We start from the raw sequence: 20,263 nt of genomic DNA on the forward strand, positions 1-20,263 counted from the left end.
GGCCACCGCGAGAAAGAAACTGCTGCGGGGAGTGTGCCCCGCTCAGATGAGGTTAACCGGCGGGTAACGAGCGCGCCAGTCCTGAGTGTCTGTGACCTGCGTCGCCATCCACCACCGCCCATTAGGCTCACGGCCATGGATGAGGAGTCGCGGAGGGTGATGGCACGTTTACGCCGGGAGGCGGAGACCTCGCCGGGGCACGTGAAGCTGTACGAGAGGCTGGTCGCCACGGAGGATCTCGACGAGCTCGCCCAGGTGCTCGTCTCTCCGGGGCAGCCCCTGTGGACCCGGGAGCTGGCCGCGCTCCGGCTCGGCGTCGCGGGTGACCGCAGGGCCTTCGAGTCCCTGGTCCTCCTCCTCAACCACCGCGACCCGCCCCGCTGCGCCGCCGCGGCCCACGCCCTGGCGCGCCTCGGCGACCCGCGTACGGCCCGCGCGGCGGCGGCCCTGGCGACGAACGAACTCCGCGTCGCCTACGCCCTGCACCCCGTACGCCTTCTCACCGAACTCCGCGCCCCGGAGTCGGCCCCCGCCCTGATCACCACCCTCGAACGCAGGCTGGTCCCGCACGACCCCTTCGGCAAGATAGCCCTGGCCTGCGTGGAGGGCCTCGGCGCCCTGGGCGACGAACGCGCCCGCCCGGTCCTGACGGCGGCCCGGAGCCACCCGCGCCTGGCGGCGGCTGCCGCGGCGGCGCTGGCGCGGCTGCCGGGGTGAGGGGGTTGGGGCGAGAGGGCCGCGGGAGCCGGTCAGCGCGGTGAGAGTGTCCCGCGCCGGGTCTCCGCGGCGGTCCGCGTTCCGCCCTCGGCGCTCAGCGGCTTCGGGTCGGGGTTCGCCCCGCAGATCGCGTCGGCCTCCTCGCCGGTGGCCCGCGGGAGCTCGCCCGTCGCCAGATAGGACGCCAAGTGGGCGTCCAGGCAGGCGTTTCCGTTCAGGGTGATGCCGTGGTTGCCGCCGCCGGACTCGACCACCAGGCGGGAGCCGGAGAGCCTGCGGTGCAGCACCAGGGCGCCCTCGTAGGGCGTTGCCGGGTCGTCCGTCGCCTGGAAGAGGAGGACCGGGGGCAGCTCCGTGTTGGAGACGTCCGGGGCGCTCAGGTGATGGGTGCGCCAGAAGGCGCATGGAGCGTTGTACCAGGCGTTGTTCCAGGTGAAGAACGGGGCCTTCGCGTGGATCTCGGCGTGATCCGCGCGCCACGTCGCCCAGTCGCGAGGCCACAGGGCGTCCCTGCACTGCACGGCCGTGTAGACGCTGTAGCCGTTCTCCGTCACCGCGTCGGCCGCCGCGAGCTCCTCGTACGCGGCGACGAGCGGCCGGGCGTCGCCCTCGTTCGCGTACGCGGCGAACGCCCGCGCCAGCACCGGCCAGTGGCCGGTGTCGTAGCCGCCGGGGATGAAGGTGTCCTCCAGCTCCGCGGCGCCCACCTTCCCGCCCGCGGGCCGCGCGGCGAGATCTTCGCGCATGGCGTGCCAGCGGGCCTCGACCCCGGCGGGGTCCCCGCCGAGCCCGTACGTGGAGTCGTGCCGGGCGATCCAGGCCATCAGTGCCTTGTGGCGGACGTCGAAGGCGCGGTTCTGGCGGAGGTTGGCGTCGTACCAGACGCCCGTCGGGTCGACGATCGAGTCCAGCACCATGCGGCGCACGCGGTGCGGATAGAGCTTGCCGTACATCGCCCCCAGGTAGCTGCCGTAGGAGTAGCCGAAGAAGTTGACGCGCCCGGCGCCGAGGGCCGCGCGGATGGCGTCCATGTCCTGCACCGTGCTCACCGTGTCGATGAACGGCAGCACGTCCGCGTACTTCGCGTGGCAGGCGTCGGCGAAGGCCCGGGCGCGGTCGAGGTTGGCCTTCTCCGCCGCCGCGGTGGCGGGGAGGCTGCCGGGCCGTACGGGGGCGAAGTGGCCGGGGCGGCAGTTCAGCGCGGGCTCGCTCCGGCCGACGCCGCGCGGGTCGAAGCCGATGACGTCGTACTGCGCCGCCACCTCCTTCGGCAGCCTCTTCGCGACGGAGCCGGCCATGGCGAGACCGCTGCCGCCCGGGCCGCCGGGGTTCACCAGGAGCGGCCCCTGCGAGGTCCGCGCGGTGTGCGGGACCCGGGACAGGGCGAGGGTGATCTTCCTGCCGCCGGGGTCCCGGTGGTCCAGGGGCACCTTCAGGGACGCGCACTGGAGCGTCGGGTGGGCCTCGGTGGCGCACTCCTTCCACGTCGGGGCGGCGGCTTCCCGAGTGGCGGTGGAGGTGGCGCCTGCGGCGGGGGTCACCGCGGCGGCCGGCCCGGCGAGCGCGACGAAGCAGCAGAGAGCGAGGGCGCGCTTGTTCATCAGCTTCATCAGCTTCATCAGCTGCATCGGTTTCATCGGCTTCCCAGCGTTCGGGGCGAGGTCATCCGGGGCCGTGGACCGAACGACCTCGGGCGTATCGTCCCCGCAAGGCGCGCCCAAATTCTGCAGCTCTGCTGATGAATAACCGAAAGGAGCAGCGGCGAGGGAGCACCGGGCCGCCGCTAGAGCAGGGTGAGCTGCGTGGGGCCCGTCGGCTGCTCCGGCACCCGGATCCGCCGGGCGGCGCCCGCGCGCGTGGGCCCGATGCCGAACTCCTCGGCCAGCTCGTGCACATGACGGGTGATGCGCCGCTGGTACCACTTCGGGGCATAGGCCCCTTCCGCGTACAGCCGCTCGTAGCGCCGTACGAGATGCGGGTGGTGCTGCCCGAGCCAGGCCATGAACCACTCGCGCGCCCCCGGCCGCAGATGCAGCACCAGGGGTGTCACCGAGGTCGCCCCGGAGGCGGCGACGGCCCGCACCGTGGCGCGCAGCTCGTCGGGGTGGTCGCCGAGGAAGGGGATGACGGGGGCCATCAGGACACCGCAGTCGATGCCGTGCTCGCTCAGGGTGCGTACGACGTCCAGGCGCCGCTCCGGGGCGGGCGTGCCCGGCTCGACGGTGCGCCACAGCTCCCGGTCGGTGAAGCCGACGGAGACCGAGATGCCGACGTCCGTCACCGCGGCCGCCTCCCGCAGCAGATCGAGGTCGCGCAGGATCAGCGTGCCCTTGGTCAGGATCGAGAAGGGGTTGCCGCGGTCGCGCAGCGCGCTGATGATCCCCGGCATCAGGCCGTAGCGTCCCTCGGCCCGCTGGTAGCAGTCGACGTTGGTGCCCATGGCGATGTGGTCGCCTTGCCAGCGGGGCGAGGCGAGCCGGCGCCGCAGCAGCTCGGCCGCGTTGACCTTGACGACGATCTGGCTGTCGAAGTCGAGGCCGGTGTCCAGGTCGAGATAGCTGTGGGTCTTGCGGGCGAAACAGTAGACGCACGCGTGCGTGCAGCCGCGGTAGGGGTTGACCGTCCATTCGAACGGCATCCGGGACGCGCCCGGCACGCGGTTCACGATCGACCTGGCCCGTATCTCGTGGAAGGTGATCCCCGCGAACTCCGGGGTGTCGAACGTCCGCGTGGTGATCGCGTCCGCGCCGAACAGCGCGGCATCGGCGGGGCCCTGACGCGGTCCTTCGGAGAGATTCTCCCAGCGCATGACGCCTCCTAGATAGCACTGGCCACAGAATAGAACATATGTTCCCTTGATCGTGCGACCGGCCCTCGTGACGCCGTTTGGTACCGTCCCGTCCAGCACGATCCGCGTGGTCCGCGTGGTCCGTGCGATCCGCGTGACACCACGGCGACCGGGGAGGTTGATGAATATGGCCCGCCAGGCCCTTCATCGGCATGCCCTTGTCCGGGCCGCACGAGCCTGAGAGCGGTCCGGTCGTTCGAACAAAACGACCCGGAGTGTCACGTGTCCTCTTCCTCTTCCCCTTCCTCCCCCTCTCCCTCCTCCTCTCTTTCCTCTCCCTCCTCCCGCGGCGGCGGCGACGGTGACCTGACCACCGAGCGCCTCACGCTGCGGCCCTGGACCGCGGGCGAGGTCGCCGACGTGCTCGCCGGGCGCCGGCGCGCGCACTGGGCGGAGGACTTCCCCGCCGAGGGCGACGGCGTCATCGCCGGGGTCATCGCCGCGCAGACCGCCGAGGGCCCCGCCGATCCCGGCGCGCACGGCCACCGGCTGATCGTCGAACGCGAGAGCGGTGCCGTCGTCGGCTCCATCAGCCTGCTCTGGCCGCCGAACGCGGGTTCCGTGGAGTTCGGCTACGGCGTCGTCGCCTCACGCCGCGGCCGCGGCTACGCCCCGGAGGCGGCCCGGGCCCTCGTGGCCCACGCCCTGGCCCTGCCGGGCGTCACCGAGGTCCACGCCGAGGTGGAACTCGCCAACCCGGCATCCGTCCGCGTCCTCGCGAAGGCCGGACTGCACCGCGTGAGCAGCGACGGCGCGACGGCCCGGTACCGCGCCTCGGCGCCCGACCAGCGGTAACCGAACAGCCGCGCCCGGCGGCGAAAGCCATCCGCCGCCGGGCCGAGCACGCCCTCGGCCATGGCCACGATTTGGGGTCCGGTGCGCCGGGTGGTTGGCTTTCCGTGAAGTCCCCGAAAACCAAGCTGGAGGAAGTGCAATGGCGCAGGTCGAAGCTGTCACGGAGCGGGTCGTAGCGGCAAAGCCGGATGAGGTCTTCGACGCGCTGGCCGACTACAACGGCACGCGCCCGAAGCTCCTTTCGGAGCACTTCAGCGAGTACGAGGTCCGCGAGGGCGGTGACGGCGAGGGCACGGTCGTCCACTGGAAGCTCCAGGCCACCAGCAAGCGCATCCGCGACTGCCTCCTGGAGGTCAGCGAGCCCACCGACGGCGAGCTGATCGAGAAGGACCGCAACTCCTCCATGGTCACCACCTGGACCGTGACCCCGGCCGGCGAGGGCAAGTCGCGTGTGGTCGTCTCCAGCGTGTGGAACGGCGCGGGCGGCATCGGCGGCTTCTTCGAGAAGACCTTCGCGCCCAAGGGGCTCGGCCGGATCTACGGCGAGGTGCTCGACAACCTCGCCCGCGAGGTGGAGAAGCCGACCGCCGACTGACCCGGCTGAGCCGTTTTCACGCTCACCGTTTCGAGTGGTTTTCCGTTCGGTCCCGTTGTACGCCGTAGGGCTCCCACCGGCACTAACGTCCGCGTGGCCCCCGTTGGGGGCGACTCGTCGCGCTTGCTCGCAGTTGTCGCGTAATGCGAGAAATGGGCGGCGCAGGCGCGACGAGGGGAGCAGTACGTGGGCGGGACGACGCTGGTGAAGGCCGCCGGGCGGGACGGCGCGGCGGCCGTGGAGACGGTGCCGCTGCGGACCGGGGAACCGGGGGCCGGCCAGGCGCCGCCCCCGCCCCCTGATCCGGCGGCGCTCGGGCTCAGCCCCCGCCGCGTACGGATGGTCTTCCTCGGGCTGATGCTCGCCCTGCTGCTCGCCGCCCTGGAGCAGATGATCGTCGCCACGGCGCTCCCCAAGATCGTCGGAGAGCTGCACGGCCTGGACAAGATGTCCTGGACGATCACCGCCTATCTGCTGACCTCCACCGTCGGCCTGCCCATCTACGGCAAGCTCGGCGACCTCTTCGGCCGCAAGGGCGTCTTCCAGTTCGCGATCGTCGTCTTCGTCGTGGGCTCGGCGCTGGCCGGCTGGTCGCGGACGATGGAGGAACTCATCGCCTTCCGCGCGATCCAGGGCGTCGGCGCGGGCGGTCTCATGATCGGCGTCCAGGCGATCATCGCGGACATCGTGCCGCCCCGGCAGCGTGGCCGCTACATGGGGGTGATCGGCGCCGCGTTCGGCCTCGCGTCGGTCGCCGGGCCGCTGCTCGGCGGCTTCTTCACCGACCACGCCTCCTGGCGCTGGTGCTTCTACTTCAACGTGCCCTTCGGCCTGGTCACGCTGCTCGTCATCAGCCTCGTGCTGCAACTGCCCAAGCCCACCGGCAAGCCCCGCCTCGACGTGCTGGGCGCGCTGCTGCTCGCCGCCGCCTCGACCTGTCTGGTGCTGCTCACGAGCTGGGGCGGTACGGAGTACGCGTGGGGCGACCGGGTCATCCTCGCTCTCGCCGCCGGGGCGGCCGTCAGCGGCGCGCTCTTCCTCGTCGCCGAGAAGTTCGCCGCGGAACCGATCATCCCGCTGCGCCTCTTCCGCGACCCGGTCTTCAACATCACCGGCCTCGTCGGCATGATCGTGGGCGTCGGCCTCTTCGGGGCGGCCAGTTACCTGCCGACCTTCCTACAGATGGTCGACGGCGCCAGCGCCACCGAGTCGGGGCTCCTGATGCTGCCGATGATGGGCGGCATCGTCGGCGCCTCGATCATCTCCGGGCAGCTCATCAGCCACACCGGCCGCTACAAGATCTATCCGGTCCTCGGCGGCGCCCTCTCCGTCGCCGGCATGTGGCTGCTCTCGCGGCTGGAGACCGACACCTCCCGGGCGCAGTACAGCCTCTGGATGGCGGTCCTCGGCGCGGGCATCGGCCTGGTCATGCCCGTGCTGGTCCTCGCCGTGCAGAACGCCGTGCGCCCCACCGACCTCGGCACCGCCACCAGCGCGCACAACTACTTCCGGCAGATCGGCGGCAGCGTGGGCGCCGCGATCTTCGGCACCCTCTTCGCCGACCGGCTCGCCGACGCCCTCGACGACCGCATCCCCGCGGGCTCCGGCGGGGCGCTGCCCGACGCCGACTCGCTCACCCCGCAGCTCGTCCACGCGCTGCCCGCGCCGCTGCGCGAGGGCTACATCCAGGCCTACGCCGACGCGATGCCGCGCATCTTCCTCTATCTCGTGCCGGTGCTCGTCCTCGGCATGCTGATCACCTTCTTCCTCAAGGAGACCCCCCTGTTGTCCAGCGCAGCCTCTCCCGACGCGACCGCCGCCGAGCCCACGGCCGTCCCGCAGGCCCGCGCCGCCGGGCCCGCGGCGGGCGTCCCCGTCTGCGGCACCGTGCAGCACGCCGACGGCACCGTGGTGCCCCGCGCGGCCCTGACCCTCATCGACGTCGCCGGGCAGCAGATCGGGCGCGGCGCGAGCGGCGAGGACGGGCGGTACGCCCTGGCGACGCCGGGGGCGGGTTCCTTCGTGCTGATCGCGGCGGCCGGCGGGCACCAGCCGCAGGCCGTGACCGTCACCGTCGGCGAGCGGCCCGTCGAGCTCGACGTGGTGCTCGGCGGCGCGGGCCGCCTCGCGGGCACGGTGGTGACGGCCGACGGAACGCCGGTCAGGGACGCCGCCGTCACCCTCACCGACGTACGCGGGGAGGTCGTCGCCACCACCCGCAGCGGCCGCGAGGGCGGCTATGTCATCACCGAGCTGGTGGCCGGCGAGTACACCCTGGCGGCCAGCGCCCCCGCCTTCCGGCCCGCCGCGCTGCCCGTCAGCGTGCAGGCCTCGCGCGAGACCCGCCAGGACGTGGAGCTCGCGGGCGGGGCGGTGCTGCGCGGCACCGTGCGGGCCGGCGGCGGCCGCCCCGTCGAGGACGCGCGCGTGACGCTGCTCGACGCCGCGGGCAACGTCGTGGACACCCTCACCACGGAGACGGACGGCACGTTCCGCTTCGTCGACCTGTCGTCCGGTGAGTACACCGTCATCGCGGCGGGCTACCCGCCGGTCGCCACCGTCCTCCAGGTCGCGGGCGGCGGCCGCACCGAGCGGGACCTCCAGCTCGGCCACGAGGACTGAGGCCGCGGCCACGGCGCCGTGGGCGCGACGCCGGGGTCACGACGCCGCGGAGATCCGTCAGGAGGCCCCTGGGGGGCGTGCGCCGGAGGACTGTGGCCTCCGGCGAATTCCCGCAATGCCCCGCCCCGCGACCTGCGCCGGTCGTACGGTGGTTGATGGCGCCTCAGATCTCCGCGCCGCCGCGGAAGGAGCACGGCCATGGGACAGGGCACTCCGGACGGACCGGTGGCGCGCGGTGCCGTGGCCGGACGCATACCGCTGGCCGTGGTCGTCGTCGACGCCGCCGGTCTCGTCTCGCACTGGAGCGTCGGCGCGCGCCGCCTCTTCGGGTGCGCCAGGGCAGAGGCCATCGGCCGCCCCGTGGGCGATCTGCTGCCCGTGCACGGTGCGATCCCCCAGGACCACGGGCCTTACGGGGCCCACGACGGACTCGGCCCCGACCTGGAGATGTCCCTCGACCGCCGGGTCTCCTACCCGGCCGCCGGACGCGCCCGGCTGCCGGGGCCCGGGCCGCGGGGCGACCGCGTCGATGTGCTCTGGTGGGCGTATCCGCTGGTCGGGCCGGGTCCCGAGCGGCTCCTCGTGCTGGCGGCCGGGGCCGAGGGCGTGCCGAGGGGCGGCGGGGCAGGACGAGGCGAGCGGGTCGAGCGCATCGCTCCCGGCTTCGCCCTGCACACGGACTTCCCCGAAGCCGACGAGCTCGCGGACCGGCTTCCCGAGATCCTGCCCAGCATGAGCGTGGGGGAGGGCTCCCGCATCGCCTCCCAGGTCCTCGAACTGGGCTATCCCGTCCTGGAGTTCAGCCGCCACGACCGGGTGCCCGTCACCCCCGACTGGGGCGTCGCGCGGCGGGCCGAACGCAAGGCCCGCAAGGAGCGCGCCGAGCGGGACGCCGCGCGCGGCCTTCCCGGTCCCGGGCCGGACGACGACGAGGGCGAGGACCTCGAATACGCGGCGGTGCGCGAGCGCCTGGAGTTCCTCAACGAGGTCAGCGGCCGCATCGGCTCCTCGCTCGACCTGTCGCGCACGATCCTGGAGGTCAGCAGGGCGGTCGTGCCGCGCTTCACGGATGTCGCGGGCACCTATCTGCGCGAGCAGGTCGTGGCGGGCGAGGGCTTTCCCGAGGGCCCGCCGGACGAGACCACCCTGTGGCACCGGGTCGCCGTGGAGCACACCGACGAGCCGGGCCGCTGGGACGACGTCGTGCCGGTCGGCGAGTCCATGCCGTTCCCCGCGCACACGCCGTTCTTCCAGTGCATGACCTCCGGCGACCCGGTGCTCGTACCGCGCATCACCGAGGAGATGGGCAACGCCATCGCCTCGCAGTTCGAGAAGCGCGACATCCGCCCGCTGATCAACCACCGCTCGATGCTCGTCGTACCGCTCAAGGCGCGTCAGGTGGTGCTCGGCTTCATGATCCTGCTCCGGCACAGGGAGCGGCCCGTCTTCAACGACATGGACCGCGTCACCGGCGCCGAACTGGCCGCCCGTGCCGGGCTCGTGCTCGACAACGCCCGCATGTACACCTACCAGGAGAGCGTCGCCGACACCCTCCAGGACAGCATGCTGCCGCACATCCAGCCGCGCATGCCCGGCTGCGACATCGCCACCCGCTATCTGCCGGGCACGCTCCTCGGCCGGGTCGGCGGCGACTGGTTCGACTCCGTGAAGCTGCCGGGGTCGAGGACCGCGCTGGTCGTCGGCGACGTCATGGGGCACGGTCTCAACTCCGCCGCCATGATGGGCCAGTTGCGCACGGCCGTGCAGACCATGGCCGCCCTCGACCTGCCGCCCGAGCAGCTCCTGCGCAACCTCGACGACCTCGCGCAGCGCCTCGGCGAGCACTATCTCGCGACGTGCCTGTACGCGGTCTACGACCCCATCGCGGGCGAGCTGTGCCTCGCCAACGCGGGGCACATACCGCCGGTCCTCGTCCGCGCCGAGGACGGCCGCAGCGAGCTCCTCGTCCTGCCCACCGGGGCGCCCATCGGCGTCGGCGGCGTCCCCTTCGAGTCGGTCCGCGTCCGCGTGGCCCCGGGGGACCGGCTGCTCATGTGCACCGACGGCCTCGTCGAGGTGCGCGGCGAGGACATCGGCGTCGGCCTCGCCACGCTCACCGAATCCGCCGCGCATCCCGCGGCGTCCATGGACGACGCTTGCGACACGATCATCCGGGCGCTCAACACCGGCGGCGCCCGCAAGGACGACGTGGCGCTCCTGATGGCCCGGCTCAACGGCATCGCGGGCGAGGACGTCGCGCACTGGCGGTTCGCCCTCGACCCGAGCGAGGTCAGCAGGGCCCGCGAGCTGGTCCGCGGGCAGCTTCGGGCCTGGTCGCTCCAGGCGCTCGCCGACACGGCCGAACTGCTGGTCAGCGAGCTGGTCACCAACGTCGTACGGCACTCGCGCAGCAGCCGCGTCGACCTGCGCCTGGTCCGCTCGGGATCGCTCGTGTGCGAGGTCGAGGACGACGACCCCGCGCTGCCCATGCTGCTCGGCGCGGGCCCCTGCGACGAGTCCGGGCGCGGTCTGGGCGTCGTCAGCGCGCTCGCCGGTAAGTGGGGCACGAGCCGTACGGACTCCGGCAAGACGGTCTGGTGCGAACTGGACCTGCCCTCGCGGTGACCGCGGGCGCCGGCCCCCCGAAGTGGCCGCGCGAGGCCGTGGAGCGCCGGACGGGCCCCGAAGCATCGTACGGGTGCCTTGTGGGCGCGCCCCGGGGGCGGTAGACCGAGCTGACCGCCCGCTACGGCGGTTTCGCGTCGCACCCCGGGGAGTCACGCATGAGCGTCACGAGTCGGTACAAGGAGGCCTGGGAGGCATTCTGGCAGGCGGCGCCCGCCGAGCAGGGCGCCGTATTCTGGGACGCCGAGCCCGCCCTCACCGCGGCACTGCACCTGGCCCTGTTCGAACCCCACCTGGTGGCCGAGGGCCTGCCCCTCGTCGACCTGGGCTGCGGCAACGGCACGCAGACCCGCTTCCTCGCCGGCGGCTTCCCGCGCGTCGTCGGCGTCGACCTGTCCGCCGCCGCGATCGAGCGCGCCCGGCGCGCCGACCCCGCGGGCGAGGCGGAGTTCCGGCAGCTCGACGCCGTGGAGAAGGGCGCGGCCGGGCTGCTGCACGAGGAGCTGGGGGACGCCAACGTCTACATGCGCGGCGTGCTCCACCAGTGCGACCCCGCCGACCGGCAGCCCCTGGCCGACGCCATCGCGGCGCTGACCGGCGAGCGCGGCAGGGCCTTCGTCGTCGAACTCTCCGAGGCGGCCAAGCCCGTCCTGCTCGGCCTGGCCACGCGCCCGGAGGGGCCGCCGCCGAAGCTCGCCCCCGTTTTCGCGCATGGCCTCACGCCCGCCGAAGTGCTGGACGACGCCGTGCCCCAGCACCTCGCGGCGGCCGGCCTCGCCGTCCTGGCGAGCGGCGAACTCCCGCTCGTCACAACGGAGTTCACTCCCGAGGGCTCCCGCATTCAACTGCCCTCGCGGTGGCTGGCGGTGGGGCGGGCGCGCTGACCCGCGGGGACGCTGATCGCACCCGCGAGGACACTGATCGCAATTGTTTTCGTCAGAACCGTTGACGAACTCCGGTCGCCCTCCTAGCTTCAACGCGTCGTACTTCGTACGTCATATATGAGACGCGATATGTGAGATCTGAGGGAGCCCATGACGTCCGTCCCGACTCCGACCCCGGTGGCTGCCGCACCGGGCCCGGTGCCGATCCCCTCGCGCACGCAGTACGTGCTCGAATCGATCAAGCACCGCATCCTGACGGGCGAGTTGACCCCGGGGCAGCCACTGATCGAGACGGAACTCGCCCGCGAGTACGGCGTCTCCAAGACGCCCGTCCGCGAGGCCCTGAAGACCCTCGCCGGAACCGGCCTCGTCGAGATGAGCCAGTACAAGGGCGGGGCCGTGCGCACCGTCGACGCGGCCATGGCCCGCGAGGTCTACGACGTACGGCTGCTCCTGGAGCCGGAGGCGCTGCGCCGCACCGTGCTGCGCGGCGCCCCCCTGGAGGCGGCGCGCGACGCGCTGAAGCGGGCCGACGACGCCGACGACGCCGCCGAACGCTCCCTCGCCAACCGGGAGTTCCACCGCGCCCTCTACATCGACTGCGGCAATCCGCTGCTCGGGCGGCTCCTCGACGGCGTGCGGGACCAGGCCGCGCTCGTCTCCGCCGTGGCCTGGGCCGCCGACCCCTCGTGGGCGCGCGAGGCCACCGAGCACGAGCAGATCCTGCGGCTCGCCCTCGACGGGGACCAGGACGGGGCCGCCGAGGCCCTGCACCAGCACATCGAGTCGTTCGTACGGCGCGCTTTCCCGGGAGAGGGGCAGACGAAGTGAGCTTCGAGACACAGCGCGCCGCGCTCGCCGACGTCGTGGCCATCCCGGTGACCCCGTTCACCGAGGACGGCGGCATCGACCGCGCCGCCCACGGGGTGATCCTGCGCCGGCTGCTCGACGGCGGCGTGCGCACCCTGACGCCGAACGGCAACACCGGGGAGTTCTACGCCCTCTCGCCCGAAGAGCGCCGCGAGGTCGTGGAGCTGACGCACGCCGAGGCAGCGGGCCGTGCGGTGCTGCTCGCCGGGGTGGGGCACGACGTGCCGACCGCCGTCGCCGCCGCCCGGCACGCCGGGGAGTACGGGGCGAGCATGGTGATGGTCCATCAGCCCGTGCACCCCTACGTCTCGGACGCGGGCTGGGTCGCCTACCACCGGGCGATCGCCGAGGCAGTGCCGGAGCTCGGCGTCGTCCCCTACCTGCGTGACGCGGGCCTGCCCGGCGCGCGCCTCGCCGAGCTGGCCGACGCCTGCCCCAACGTCATCGGCGTGAAGTACGCCGTGCCGGACGCCGCGCGCTTCGCCGGGTTCGCGCGGGACGCGGGGCTCGACCGCTTCGTGTGGGTGGCCGGGCTCGCCGAGCCGTACGCGCCCTCGTACTTCTCGGCGGGCGCCACCGGCTTCACCTCCGGGCTCGTGAACGTCTCCCCGGGGCTGTCGCTGCGCATGATCGAAGCGCTTCGATCCGGTGACCATCCGCTGGCCATGAAGGTGTGGGAGCAGATCCGCCGCTTCGAGGAGCTGCGGGCCGCCGACGGCTCCGCGCACAACGTCACGGTCGTCAAGGAGGCCCTCGCCACGCTGGGCCTGTGCCGCCGCGACGTGCGGGCGCCGAGCAGTCTCCTGGCGGACGCCCAGCGCGCCGAGGTGGCCGCGATCGTCGAGGGGTGGTCGATATGACCGGGCCCGACACGGAGCAGGGCAAGGAGGCGGGCCGGGGCGGTGGCGCGGGCCGGGACGGGGGGCGGCGGGAGCTGCGGAGCAGTCAGTGGTTCGGCGACGGCATCTCGTCCGGACTGCGCTCCTTCAGCCACCGGGCCCGCACCCGCCAGCTCGGCTACCTCCCCGAGGAGCACCTCGGCAAGCCCGTCATCGCGGTGCTCAACACCTGGTCCGACATCAACCCCTGCCACTCCCACCTGCGCGACCGTGCCCAGGCCGTCAAGCGCGGCGTGTGGCAGGCCGGCGGCTTCCCCCTGGAGTTCCCGGTCTCGACGCTCAGCGAGACCTTCCAGAAGCCCACCCCGATGCTCTACCGCAACCTCCTCGCCATGGAGACCGAGGAGCTCCTGCGCTCCTACCCGGTGGACGGCGCCGTGCTGCTCGGCGGCTGCGACAAGACGACACCCGCGCTGCTCATGGGCGCCGCCAGCGTCGACCTGCCCACCGTCTTCGTGCCCGCGGGGCCGATGCTGCCGGGCCACTGGCGCGGCGAGACGCTCGGCTCGGGCACCGACATGTGGAAGTACTGGGACGACCACCGCGCCGGGCTCATCGGCGACTGCGAGCTGACCGAACTGGAGAGCGGCCTCGCGCGCTCACCCGGGCACTGCATGACGATGGGCACCGCGTCCACGCTCACCGCGGCGGCCGAGGCGCTCGGCGTGACGGTGCCCGGCGCCTCCTCGGTACCGGCGGTCGACTCCGGGCACGACCGGATGGCGGCGGCGTCCGGACTGCGCATCGTCGACCTCGTACGCGAGGACCGGCGGCTCTCGCACATCCTCACCGCCGACGCCTTCGAGGACGCGGTGACCACGGTCCTCGGGCTCGGCGGCTCCACCAACGCCGTCATCCACCTCATCGCGATGGCGGGACGCGCCGGGGTCAAGCTCACGCTGGACGACTTCGACCGCGTCGCCCGTACGGTGCCGGTGCTCGCCAATGTCAGGCCGGGCGGCGAGAAGTACCTGATGGAGGACTTCCACTTCGCGGGCGGGCTGCCGGGCTTCCTGTCGCGCATCACCGACCTGCTGCACCTGGACCGGCCCACCGTCGCCCACGACACCCTGCGCGAACAGCTCGCCGAGGCCCGGGTGCACGACGAGGACGTCATCCGGCCCCGGAGCAACCCGGTCGCCGGGGAGGGCGGCGTCGCCGTCCTGCGCGGCAACCTCTGCCCCGACGGCGCGGTCATCAAGCACATCGCCGCCGAGCCGCGGCTGCTCCAGCACACCGGGCCCGCCGTCGTCTTCGACGACTACCGCACGATGCAGCGGACCATCCACGACCCGTCCCTCGGCATCACGCCCGACCACGTCCTCGTGCTGCGCGGCGCGGGTCCCAAGGGCGGTCCCGGCATGCCCGAGTACGGGATGCTGCCGATCCCCGACTACCTGCTCAAGCAGGGCGTGCGGGACATGGTGCGGATCTCCGACGCGCGGATGAGCGGCACGTCGTACGGCACGTGTGTGCTGCACGTGGCGCCCGAGTCGTACGTCGGCGGGCCGCTCGCGCTCGTCCGCACCGGGGACCCCATCACCCTCGACGTGGCGGGGCGGACGCTTCATCTCGGCGTGGACGAGGCCGAGTTGGAGCGCAGGCGCGCCGAGTGGACGCCGCCGCCCGCCCGCTACGAGCGGGGCTACGGGGCGCTCTACAGCGAGCAGATCACCCAGGCCGACACCGGCTGCGACTTCGCGTTCCTCGCGCGTCCCGGCACGGTGCCGGACCCGTACGCGGGCTGACGCCCGGCCGCGCCACCTCCACCTCTACCTCTCCCGCCCGTGTATGTCCGAGATACCGAACGCCGTGCGGAAAGCGCTTCACCCACAGCTTCACCCACGCACACGCACCTCACGCACACGCACCTCACGCACCCCCAGGATCGGAGAACTGTCATGGCACAGGCCGCAGCCGTGGCGAAGCCGCCGCCGAGTACCGCGCAGCCGCCGCGCGGCAAGGAGCGGCGGCACCGTCGAAGGACCGGGGCGAGCCCGCGCCGCCTGCCCTATCTGCTGATCGCCCCCGCCGTCCTGCTGATGCTCGGCTTCATCGCGTACCCGGTGGTCAGCGTCTTCTACTACAGCCTGCGGCACTACAACCCCACCAAGCCGTGGCGCAACGGGTTCGCCGGCCTCGACAACTTCGTCACCGCGTTCACCGACGACCCGCAGTTCTGGAGCACCCTCGGCTTCAGCCTCCAGTGGGTGGCCGTCGAGATCGTGCTGCAACTGCTGCTCGGCCTCGCGCTCGCCCTCCTCGTCAACCAGACCTTCGTGGGGCGCGCCATGGCCCGCGCCCTGGTCTTCTCGCCGTGGGCCGTCTCCGGCGTCCTCACCTCGACGATCTGGCTGCTGATCTTCAACTCCCAGACCGGCATCACGCGTTACCTCGCCGACGTCGGCATCGGCTCGTACGGGACGTCCTGGCTCTCCGACACCGGCACGGTCTTCCCCGCGGTCGTCGTCGCCGAGCTCTGGCGAGGAGTCCCCTTCTTCGCGATCCTCATCCTCGCCGACCTCCAGTCCGTGTCGAAGGACCTGTACGAGGCGGCCGAGGTGGACGGCGCGAGCCGCTGGCGGCAGTTCTTCCACATCACACTGCCGCACCTCAAGGACGCGATCATCCTCTCCACGCTGCTGCGCGCGGTCTGGGAGTTCAACAACGTCGACCTGCTCTACACCCTCACCGGCGGTGGTCCTGCGGGCGAAACGACGACGCTGCCGCTGCGCATCGCGTCCATCGCCGTGGACTCGCACGACTTCGGCTACGCGTCCGCGCTGACCGCCATCGCCTTCGTGATCCTTCTCTTCTGCTCGCTGCTGTATCTGCGGCTCAGCAAGTTCGGGGGCCAGGACAAATGACCGCCACACTCACCGCGCCGCGCAAGGCCGTCGCCGACGCGGGGAACGAGTCCACCACCATCGGGCGGACGCCCCGCTGGCAGATCTACCTTCCGCTCGGGCTGTACCTGCTGTTCACCCTCATCCCCTTCTACTGGATCCTGCTCTTCGCGGTCCGCCCCACCGGTTCCACCTCGCTCGTGCCGTGGCCCATCACCTTCGACCACTTCGACAAGGTGTGGACCGAGCGCAGCTTCGCCACGTTCTTCCAGAACAGCCTGCTCGTCGGCGTCATCTCCATGGTGATGACCACGCTCGTCGCCCTCGCCGGGGGCTACGCGCTGGCCCGCTTCGACTTCCGGATCAAGCGCGGGTTCATGCTGGCGCTGCTCTGCTCGCAGTTCATCCCGGGCGCGCTGATGCTCGTACCGCTCTTCGAGATCTTCGCCGAGCTACAGATGATCAACTCGCTGGCCAGCGTCATCGTCGCCGAGACGGTCTTCCAGCTCCCGCTGTCGATGATCCTCCTCAGCGGCTTCATCAGGAACGTGCCCTACGTCCTGGAGGAGGCCGCCTGGGTCGACGGCTGCGGACGCTTCCGGGCGTTCTGCGCCGTCGTCCTGCCGGCGCTGCGGCCCGGCCTCATCGCGGTCGGCTCCTTCGCCTTCGTGCACAGTTGGAACCACTTCCTGTTCGCCCTGATGTTCCTCAGCGACCAGGGCAAGCAGACCATCCCGGTGGGCCTCGCCACGCTGATGGGCGCCGACAGCGTCGACCTCGGGGCGCTCGCCGCGGGTGGTGTGGTGGCCGCGGTGCCCGTCGTCATCGTCTTCGCGTTCATCCAGAAGTGGCTGGTCACCGGGTTCAGCGCGGGGGCGGTGAAGGGATGAGCGCGCGCTCGCTCGATCCGCGGCTGCCGCTGCCCGTGGTCCTCGCGGGCGCCCGGGGGCACGGCATCTGGCACCTGGAGAACATCCGCCGCCTGGAGCGGGAGGGTTACGTCCGTCTGGTGGGCGTCTGCGAGCTGCGCCCACTGGACGCCGAGGAGCTGACCGGCTTCGGGGCGGTCGCGCAGTCCGACGACTTCGCGGGGCTGCTCGACTCGACGGGCGCCGCCGTCGCCGTCATCTGCACGCCCATCCCGACCCACACCGGCCTCGCGCTCGCGGCGGCGGCGCGCGGCGTCCACGTACTCCTGGAGAAGCCGCCCGCTCCGTCGTACGCGGAGTTCCGGCGGATGGCCGACGGCGCCGCCGCGGCGGGGACCGCCGTCCAGATCGGCTTCCAGTCGCTCGGCTCGCACGCGCTGCCCGCCATCGGCCGGCTCATCGCCGAAGGGGCGATCGGCGAGGTGACGGGCGTGGGCGGCGCCGGGGCCTGGGTGCGGGACGAGGCGTACTTCCGGCGGGCGCCGTGGTCGGGGCGGCGGCGCCTGGACGGCGCGGACGTCGTCGACGGCGTCCTGACCAACCCCCTGGCGCACGCGGTCGCCACCGCCCTCGCCCTGGCGGACAGCGCCGCCGCCGAGGACGTCACCGCCGTGGAGACCGAACTCTTCCGCGCCCACGCCATCGAGTCCGACGACACCTCGTGCGTACGGGTCTCCACGGCGGGCGGCATCAAGGTCACCGTCGCCGCCACGCTGTGCGCGCACACGCAGGAGGAGCCGTACGTCGTGGTGCACGGCAGCGAGGGCCGCGTCACCTTCTGGTACAAGCAGGACCGCGTGCTGGTGCGGCACGGTGCCGCGATGGCCGCGGGGTCACCCGCCCTGTACGGCAGGACGGACCTCCTGCGGAACCTGGTCGACCACGTGCTCGGCCACGCCGAACTGCTGGCCCCGCCCGCGGCCACCGGGGCGTTCATGCGCGTGGTCGAGGCGGTACGGGTGGCACCGGACCCCGAGCCGCTGCCCCCCGGGGCGTGGCGGGCGGCGCCGGGGGAGCGCGCGGAGCGCCGGATCGTCCAGGGCATCGACGGCCTGGTGGCGGTGGCGGCGGACTCGCTGAGCCTGTACTCGGAGCTGGGCGCGCCCTGGGCCCTCCCGCACCCCCACCCCCGGCCTCTCCACGGTGACCACCACGGTGACTTCCACGACGAGCTGAGGACGCGATGAGCATCTCCCCGCACCAGAGCCCCGGCCCCCTCGTCCTGCGCTGCGCCGGGCGGCCCGTGGCACGTTACGTCGTCCGGCCCGAGCCGGGGCGGACCACGGCGCCCCGCCCCTACCTCCATCCCGTCACCACCCTCTCCGGGACCGCCGTCACCGAGTCGAGCCCCGAGGACCACCCGCACCATTTCGGGGTGAGCGTGGCCGTGCCCGATGTGGCGGGACGCAACTTCTGGGGCGGACGGACCTTCGTGCGCGGGCAGGGGCCGACGGAGCTCGACAACCACGGGGCCCAGTGTCACCAGGCGTTCAAGCTGCGGGACCCGGACGGTTTCGTGCAGGAGGTCGCCTGGGCGGCGGACGGTGAGGTCCTGCTGCGCGAGCGGCGTACCGTCGCCGCCGCCGCACTCACCGACACCGCCTGGGCGCTCGACTTCACCTTCTCGCTCACCAACGCCACCGGCGGCGAGCTGACCATCGGCAGCCCCGCCACCAACGGCCGCCCCGGCGCCGCGTACGGCGGCTACTTCTGGCGCGCCCCCAAGGCTGCGGCGCCCCCCAGGGTCTTCACCCCGGAGGCCGAGGGGGAGGAGGCCGCGCACGCCGCCCGCGCCAAGTGGCTCGCGCTGGCCGGGGACGGCTGGACGCTGGTCTTCGCGGGGGCCACCGCCGAGACCCGCCGCGACCCGTGGTTCGTGCGGGCGGCCGAGTACCCCGGCGTCGGCTCCTCGCTGGCGTCCGCCGACCGGCTGCCGATCGCCCCGGGCGAGACGGTGGTACGCCGGATCGTCACCGTCGTGGCCGACGGCACCCTGGACCGCGGCGAGGCCGACGCGCTGGCCCGCAAGGCGGTGACGGCATGAGCACCGGCACTTTCACGAACGGCACACCGACCGCCGGGCCCGCACCCAGCCCCGCACCCGCCCACGTCACCGGCGACCTCGGTGACGGCTTCTACCGCAACCCCGTCCTCGCCGCCGACTGGTCCGACCCCGACGTCCTGCGGGTCGGCGACGACTTCTACCTCACCGCGTCCAGCTTCGGCCGGGCCCCCGGCCTGCCCCTGCTGCACTCCCGCGATCTCGTCAACTGGACGCTGATCGGCCACGCCCTGGACCGCGTCGAACCGGCCGAGGCCTTCGCCTCGCCCCGGCACGACTGCGGGGTGTGGGCGCCGTCCCTGCGGTACCACGGCGGGCGGTTCTGGATCTTCTGGGGCGACCCCGACCACGGCATCCAGCAGGTCAACTCGGCGGACATCCGCGGGCCCTGGACCCGGCCCCACCTCCTCAAGCCCGGCAAGGGGCTCATCGACCCCTGCCCCCTGTGGGACGAGGAGAGCGGCACGGCGTACCTCGTGCACGCCTGGGCGAAGTCGCGGTCCGGCGTCAAGAACGTGCTCACCGGCCACCGCATGAGTCCCGACGGGCGCGAACTCCTCGACGAGGGGGAGGTGATCGTCGACGGCGACCGCATACCCGGCTGGTTCACCATCGAGGGGCCCAAGCTCTACCGCCACGACGGCTGGTTCTGGATCCTCGCCCCGGCCGGCGGCGTGGCCACCGGCTGGCAGGGCGCCTTCAGGTCCCGCGAATTCCACGGGCCCTACGAGCAGCGCGTCGTGCTCCAGCAGGGCGACACCGACGTCAACGGGCCCCACCAGGGCGGCTGGGTGCGCACCGCGGCCGGCGAGGACTGGTTCCTGCACTTCCAGCAGCGCGGCGCCTACGGCAGGGTCGTCCATCTCCAGCCCATGCGGTGGGGCGCCGACGGCTGGCCGGTGCTCGGGGACGACGGCGCCCCCGTCGACGTACACCGCAAACCGGAGCTGCCGCCGCAGCCCCGCTCCGCCCCCGCCGCCGACGACGACTTCCCCGGCGGCCGCCACGGCCCCCAGTGGCAGTGGACCGCCAACCCCCGCGCCGGCTGGGCCACGTCGCACTCCCGGGACGGGCTCCGCCTGTCCTGCCTCCGCGCGGCGCGCGCCCACGACGTACGCGCCCTGCCGCACACCCTCACCCAGCGCCTGCCGCTGCGGCCCTGCACCGTCGAGGTGGAGCTGCGTCTGGACGCCGAGTCACCCGGGGCGCGGGCCGGGCTCGTGGTGCTCGGCGACGCGTACTCCTGGATCGGCCTGGAGCGGGCCGAGGACGGCACGACCAGGCTCGTGCACCGCTTCGCCGAGGCGGGCGCGGAGGCGGAGCGGGACGCCGCGCCACCGCGCCCCGCACCGGACGGCACGGCCCGGCTGCGGATCGACGTCACGCAAGGGGCCCGCTGCCGCTTCCACGCCGACACCGGCAGTGGCTTCGCACCCACCGGGGGGCCGGTCTTCGCCGCGACGCCCTGGCGCTGGGTCGGCGCCCTGCTCGGCCTGTTCGCGGTGGCCGAAGAGGGCCGGGGGGCCACGGGGACCGCCCTGTTCACCGGCTTCCGGATCACGCACTGACAC

At 72.9% G+C, this 20,263-nt stretch carries 16 protein-coding genes; 14 read left to right on the top strand and 2 right to left on the bottom strand.

What is annotated here, in order from left to right:
- The first annotated feature begins 135 nt into the window (after positions 1–135).
- On the top strand, positions 136–717 hold the full coding sequence (locus ACRAKF_RS31925) for an adenylosuccinate lyase (protein WP_447041215.1): 582 nt from the start codon (positions 136–138) through the stop codon (positions 715–717).
- 32 nt (positions 718–749) lie between these two features.
- Here ACRAKF_RS31925 and ACRAKF_RS31930 read toward each other — a convergent pair whose 3' ends face one another.
- Positions 750–2,354 (bottom strand): alpha/beta fold hydrolase, encoded by a 1,605-nt coding sequence (locus ACRAKF_RS31930; RefSeq protein ID WP_447041216.1) that lies wholly within the window; start codon positions 2,352–2,354, stop codon positions 750–752.
- Between the two features lie 146 nt (positions 2,355–2,500).
- On the bottom strand, positions 2,501–3,526 hold the full coding sequence (locus tag ACRAKF_RS31935; RefSeq protein ID WP_447041217.1) for an Rv2578c family radical SAM protein: 1,026 nt from the start codon (positions 3,524–3,526) through the stop codon (positions 2,501–2,503).
- Between the two features lie 261 nt (positions 3,527–3,787).
- Here ACRAKF_RS31935 and ACRAKF_RS31940 point away from each other — a divergent pair, with 261 nt between their 5' ends.
- From ACRAKF_RS31940 to ACRAKF_RS32000, 13 genes are all read left to right on the top strand, one after another.
- Positions 3,788–4,360: a GNAT family N-acetyltransferase gene (locus ACRAKF_RS31940; RefSeq protein WP_447041218.1), complete on the top strand. Its 573-nt coding sequence runs from the start codon at positions 3,788–3,790 to the stop codon at positions 4,358–4,360.
- 139 nt (positions 4,361–4,499) lie between these two features.
- Positions 4,500–4,955, top strand: a complete 456-nt coding sequence (locus ACRAKF_RS31945) for an SRPBCC family protein (protein WP_447041219.1) — start codon at positions 4,500–4,502, stop codon at positions 4,953–4,955.
- Between the two features lie 186 nt (positions 4,956–5,141).
- Positions 5,142–7,577 (top strand): MFS transporter, encoded by a 2,436-nt coding sequence (locus ACRAKF_RS31950; RefSeq protein ID WP_447041220.1) that lies wholly within the window; start codon positions 5,142–5,144, stop codon positions 7,575–7,577.
- Positions 7,578–7,775: 198 nt separating this feature from the next.
- The gene (locus ACRAKF_RS31955; RefSeq protein WP_447041221.1) at positions 7,776–10,202 is read left to right on the top strand and encodes a SpoIIE family protein phosphatase; all 2,427 of its coding nucleotides are present in this window, start codon (positions 7,776–7,778) and stop codon (positions 10,200–10,202) included.
- Positions 10,203–10,360: 158 nt separating this feature from the next.
- Positions 10,361–11,086 (top strand): methyltransferase domain-containing protein, encoded by a 726-nt coding sequence (locus ACRAKF_RS31960; protein WP_447041222.1) that lies wholly within the window; start codon positions 10,361–10,363, stop codon positions 11,084–11,086.
- A gap of 150 nt (positions 11,087–11,236) precedes the next feature.
- The gene (locus ACRAKF_RS31965) at positions 11,237–11,917 is read left to right on the top strand and encodes a GntR family transcriptional regulator (protein WP_447041223.1); all 681 of its coding nucleotides are present in this window, start codon (positions 11,237–11,239) and stop codon (positions 11,915–11,917) included.
- Positions 11,914–12,816: a dihydrodipicolinate synthase family protein gene (locus ACRAKF_RS31970; protein WP_447041225.1), complete on the top strand. Its 903-nt coding sequence runs from the start codon at positions 11,914–11,916 to the stop codon at positions 12,814–12,816. Before ACRAKF_RS31965 ends, ACRAKF_RS31970 begins: the two co-directional genes overlap by 4 nt.
- Complete coding sequence (araD, locus tag ACRAKF_RS31975; RefSeq protein ID WP_447041226.1) at positions 12,813–14,603, top strand: L-arabinonate dehydratase; 1,791 nt, start codon at positions 12,813–12,815, stop codon at positions 14,601–14,603. Before ACRAKF_RS31970 ends, araD begins: the two co-directional genes overlap by 4 nt.
- A 153-nt stretch (positions 14,604–14,756) precedes the next feature.
- Entirely contained in the window at positions 14,757–15,722 is a 966-nt protein-coding gene (locus tag ACRAKF_RS31980; RefSeq protein WP_447041228.1) for a carbohydrate ABC transporter permease, read from the top strand.
- Complete coding sequence (locus ACRAKF_RS31985; RefSeq protein WP_447041230.1) at positions 15,719–16,591, top strand: carbohydrate ABC transporter permease; 873 nt, start codon at positions 15,719–15,721, stop codon at positions 16,589–16,591. The genes ACRAKF_RS31980 and ACRAKF_RS31985 overlap by 4 nt, the downstream gene beginning before the upstream one ends.
- Entirely contained in the window at positions 16,588–17,817 is a 1,230-nt protein-coding gene (locus ACRAKF_RS31990; protein ID WP_447041232.1) for a Gfo/Idh/MocA family protein, read from the top strand. Before ACRAKF_RS31985 ends, ACRAKF_RS31990 begins: the two co-directional genes overlap by 4 nt.
- A complete protein-coding gene (locus ACRAKF_RS31995) occupies positions 17,814–18,674 on the top strand; it encodes a DUF6807 domain-containing protein (protein ID WP_447041233.1) in 861 nt (286 codons plus the stop codon). Before ACRAKF_RS31990 ends, ACRAKF_RS31995 begins: the two co-directional genes overlap by 4 nt.
- Positions 18,671–20,260 carry a family 43 glycosylhydrolase gene (locus tag ACRAKF_RS32000; RefSeq protein ID WP_447041235.1) on the top strand — a complete coding sequence of 530 codons (1,590 nt, stop codon included), beginning with the start codon at positions 18,671–18,673 and terminating at the stop codon, positions 20,258–20,260. Before ACRAKF_RS31995 ends, ACRAKF_RS32000 begins: the two co-directional genes overlap by 4 nt.
- The last annotated feature ends 3 nt before the right edge of the window (positions 20,261–20,263 follow it).

It is taken from the genome of Streptomyces sp. DSM 118878 (genome assembly GCF_052936595.1).

What these genes read in the sequence shown, in the direction of transcription:
- ACRAKF_RS31985 (WP_447041230.1), top strand. Translation starts at nt 15,719, where the DNA reads ATGACCGCCACACTCACCGCGCCGCGCAAGGCCGTCGCCGACGCGGGG.
- ACRAKF_RS32000 (WP_447041235.1), top strand. Translation starts at nt 18,671, where the DNA reads ATGAGCACCGGCACTTTCACGAACGGCACACCGACCGCCGGGCCCGCA.
- ACRAKF_RS31960 (WP_447041222.1), top strand. Translation starts at nt 10,361, where the DNA reads ATGAGCGTCACGAGTCGGTACAAGGAGGCCTGGGAGGCATTCTGGCAG.
- ACRAKF_RS31935 (WP_447041217.1), bottom strand. Translation starts at nt 3,526, where the DNA reads ATGCGCTGGGAGAATCTCTCCGAAGGACCGCGTCAGGGCCCCGCCGAT.
- ACRAKF_RS31965 (WP_447041223.1), top strand. Translation starts at nt 11,237, where the DNA reads ATGACGTCCGTCCCGACTCCGACCCCGGTGGCTGCCGCACCGGGCCCG.
- araD (WP_447041226.1), top strand. Translation starts at nt 12,813, where the DNA reads ATGACCGGGCCCGACACGGAGCAGGGCAAGGAGGCGGGCCGGGGCGGT.
- ACRAKF_RS31925 (WP_447041215.1), top strand. Translation starts at nt 136, where the DNA reads ATGGATGAGGAGTCGCGGAGGGTGATGGCACGTTTACGCCGGGAGGCG.
- ACRAKF_RS31945 (WP_447041219.1), top strand. Translation starts at nt 4,500, where the DNA reads ATGGCGCAGGTCGAAGCTGTCACGGAGCGGGTCGTAGCGGCAAAGCCG.
- ACRAKF_RS31995 (WP_447041233.1), top strand. Translation starts at nt 17,814, where the DNA reads ATGAGCATCTCCCCGCACCAGAGCCCCGGCCCCCTCGTCCTGCGCTGC.
- ACRAKF_RS31990 (WP_447041232.1), top strand. Translation starts at nt 16,588, where the DNA reads ATGAGCGCGCGCTCGCTCGATCCGCGGCTGCCGCTGCCCGTGGTCCTC.
- ACRAKF_RS31930 (WP_447041216.1), bottom strand. Translation starts at nt 2,354, where the DNA reads ATGAAACCGATGCAGCTGATGAAGCTGATGAAGCTGATGAACAAGCGC.
- ACRAKF_RS31955 (WP_447041221.1), top strand. Translation starts at nt 7,776, where the DNA reads ATGGGACAGGGCACTCCGGACGGACCGGTGGCGCGCGGTGCCGTGGCC.
- ACRAKF_RS31980 (WP_447041228.1), top strand. Translation starts at nt 14,757, where the DNA reads ATGGCACAGGCCGCAGCCGTGGCGAAGCCGCCGCCGAGTACCGCGCAG.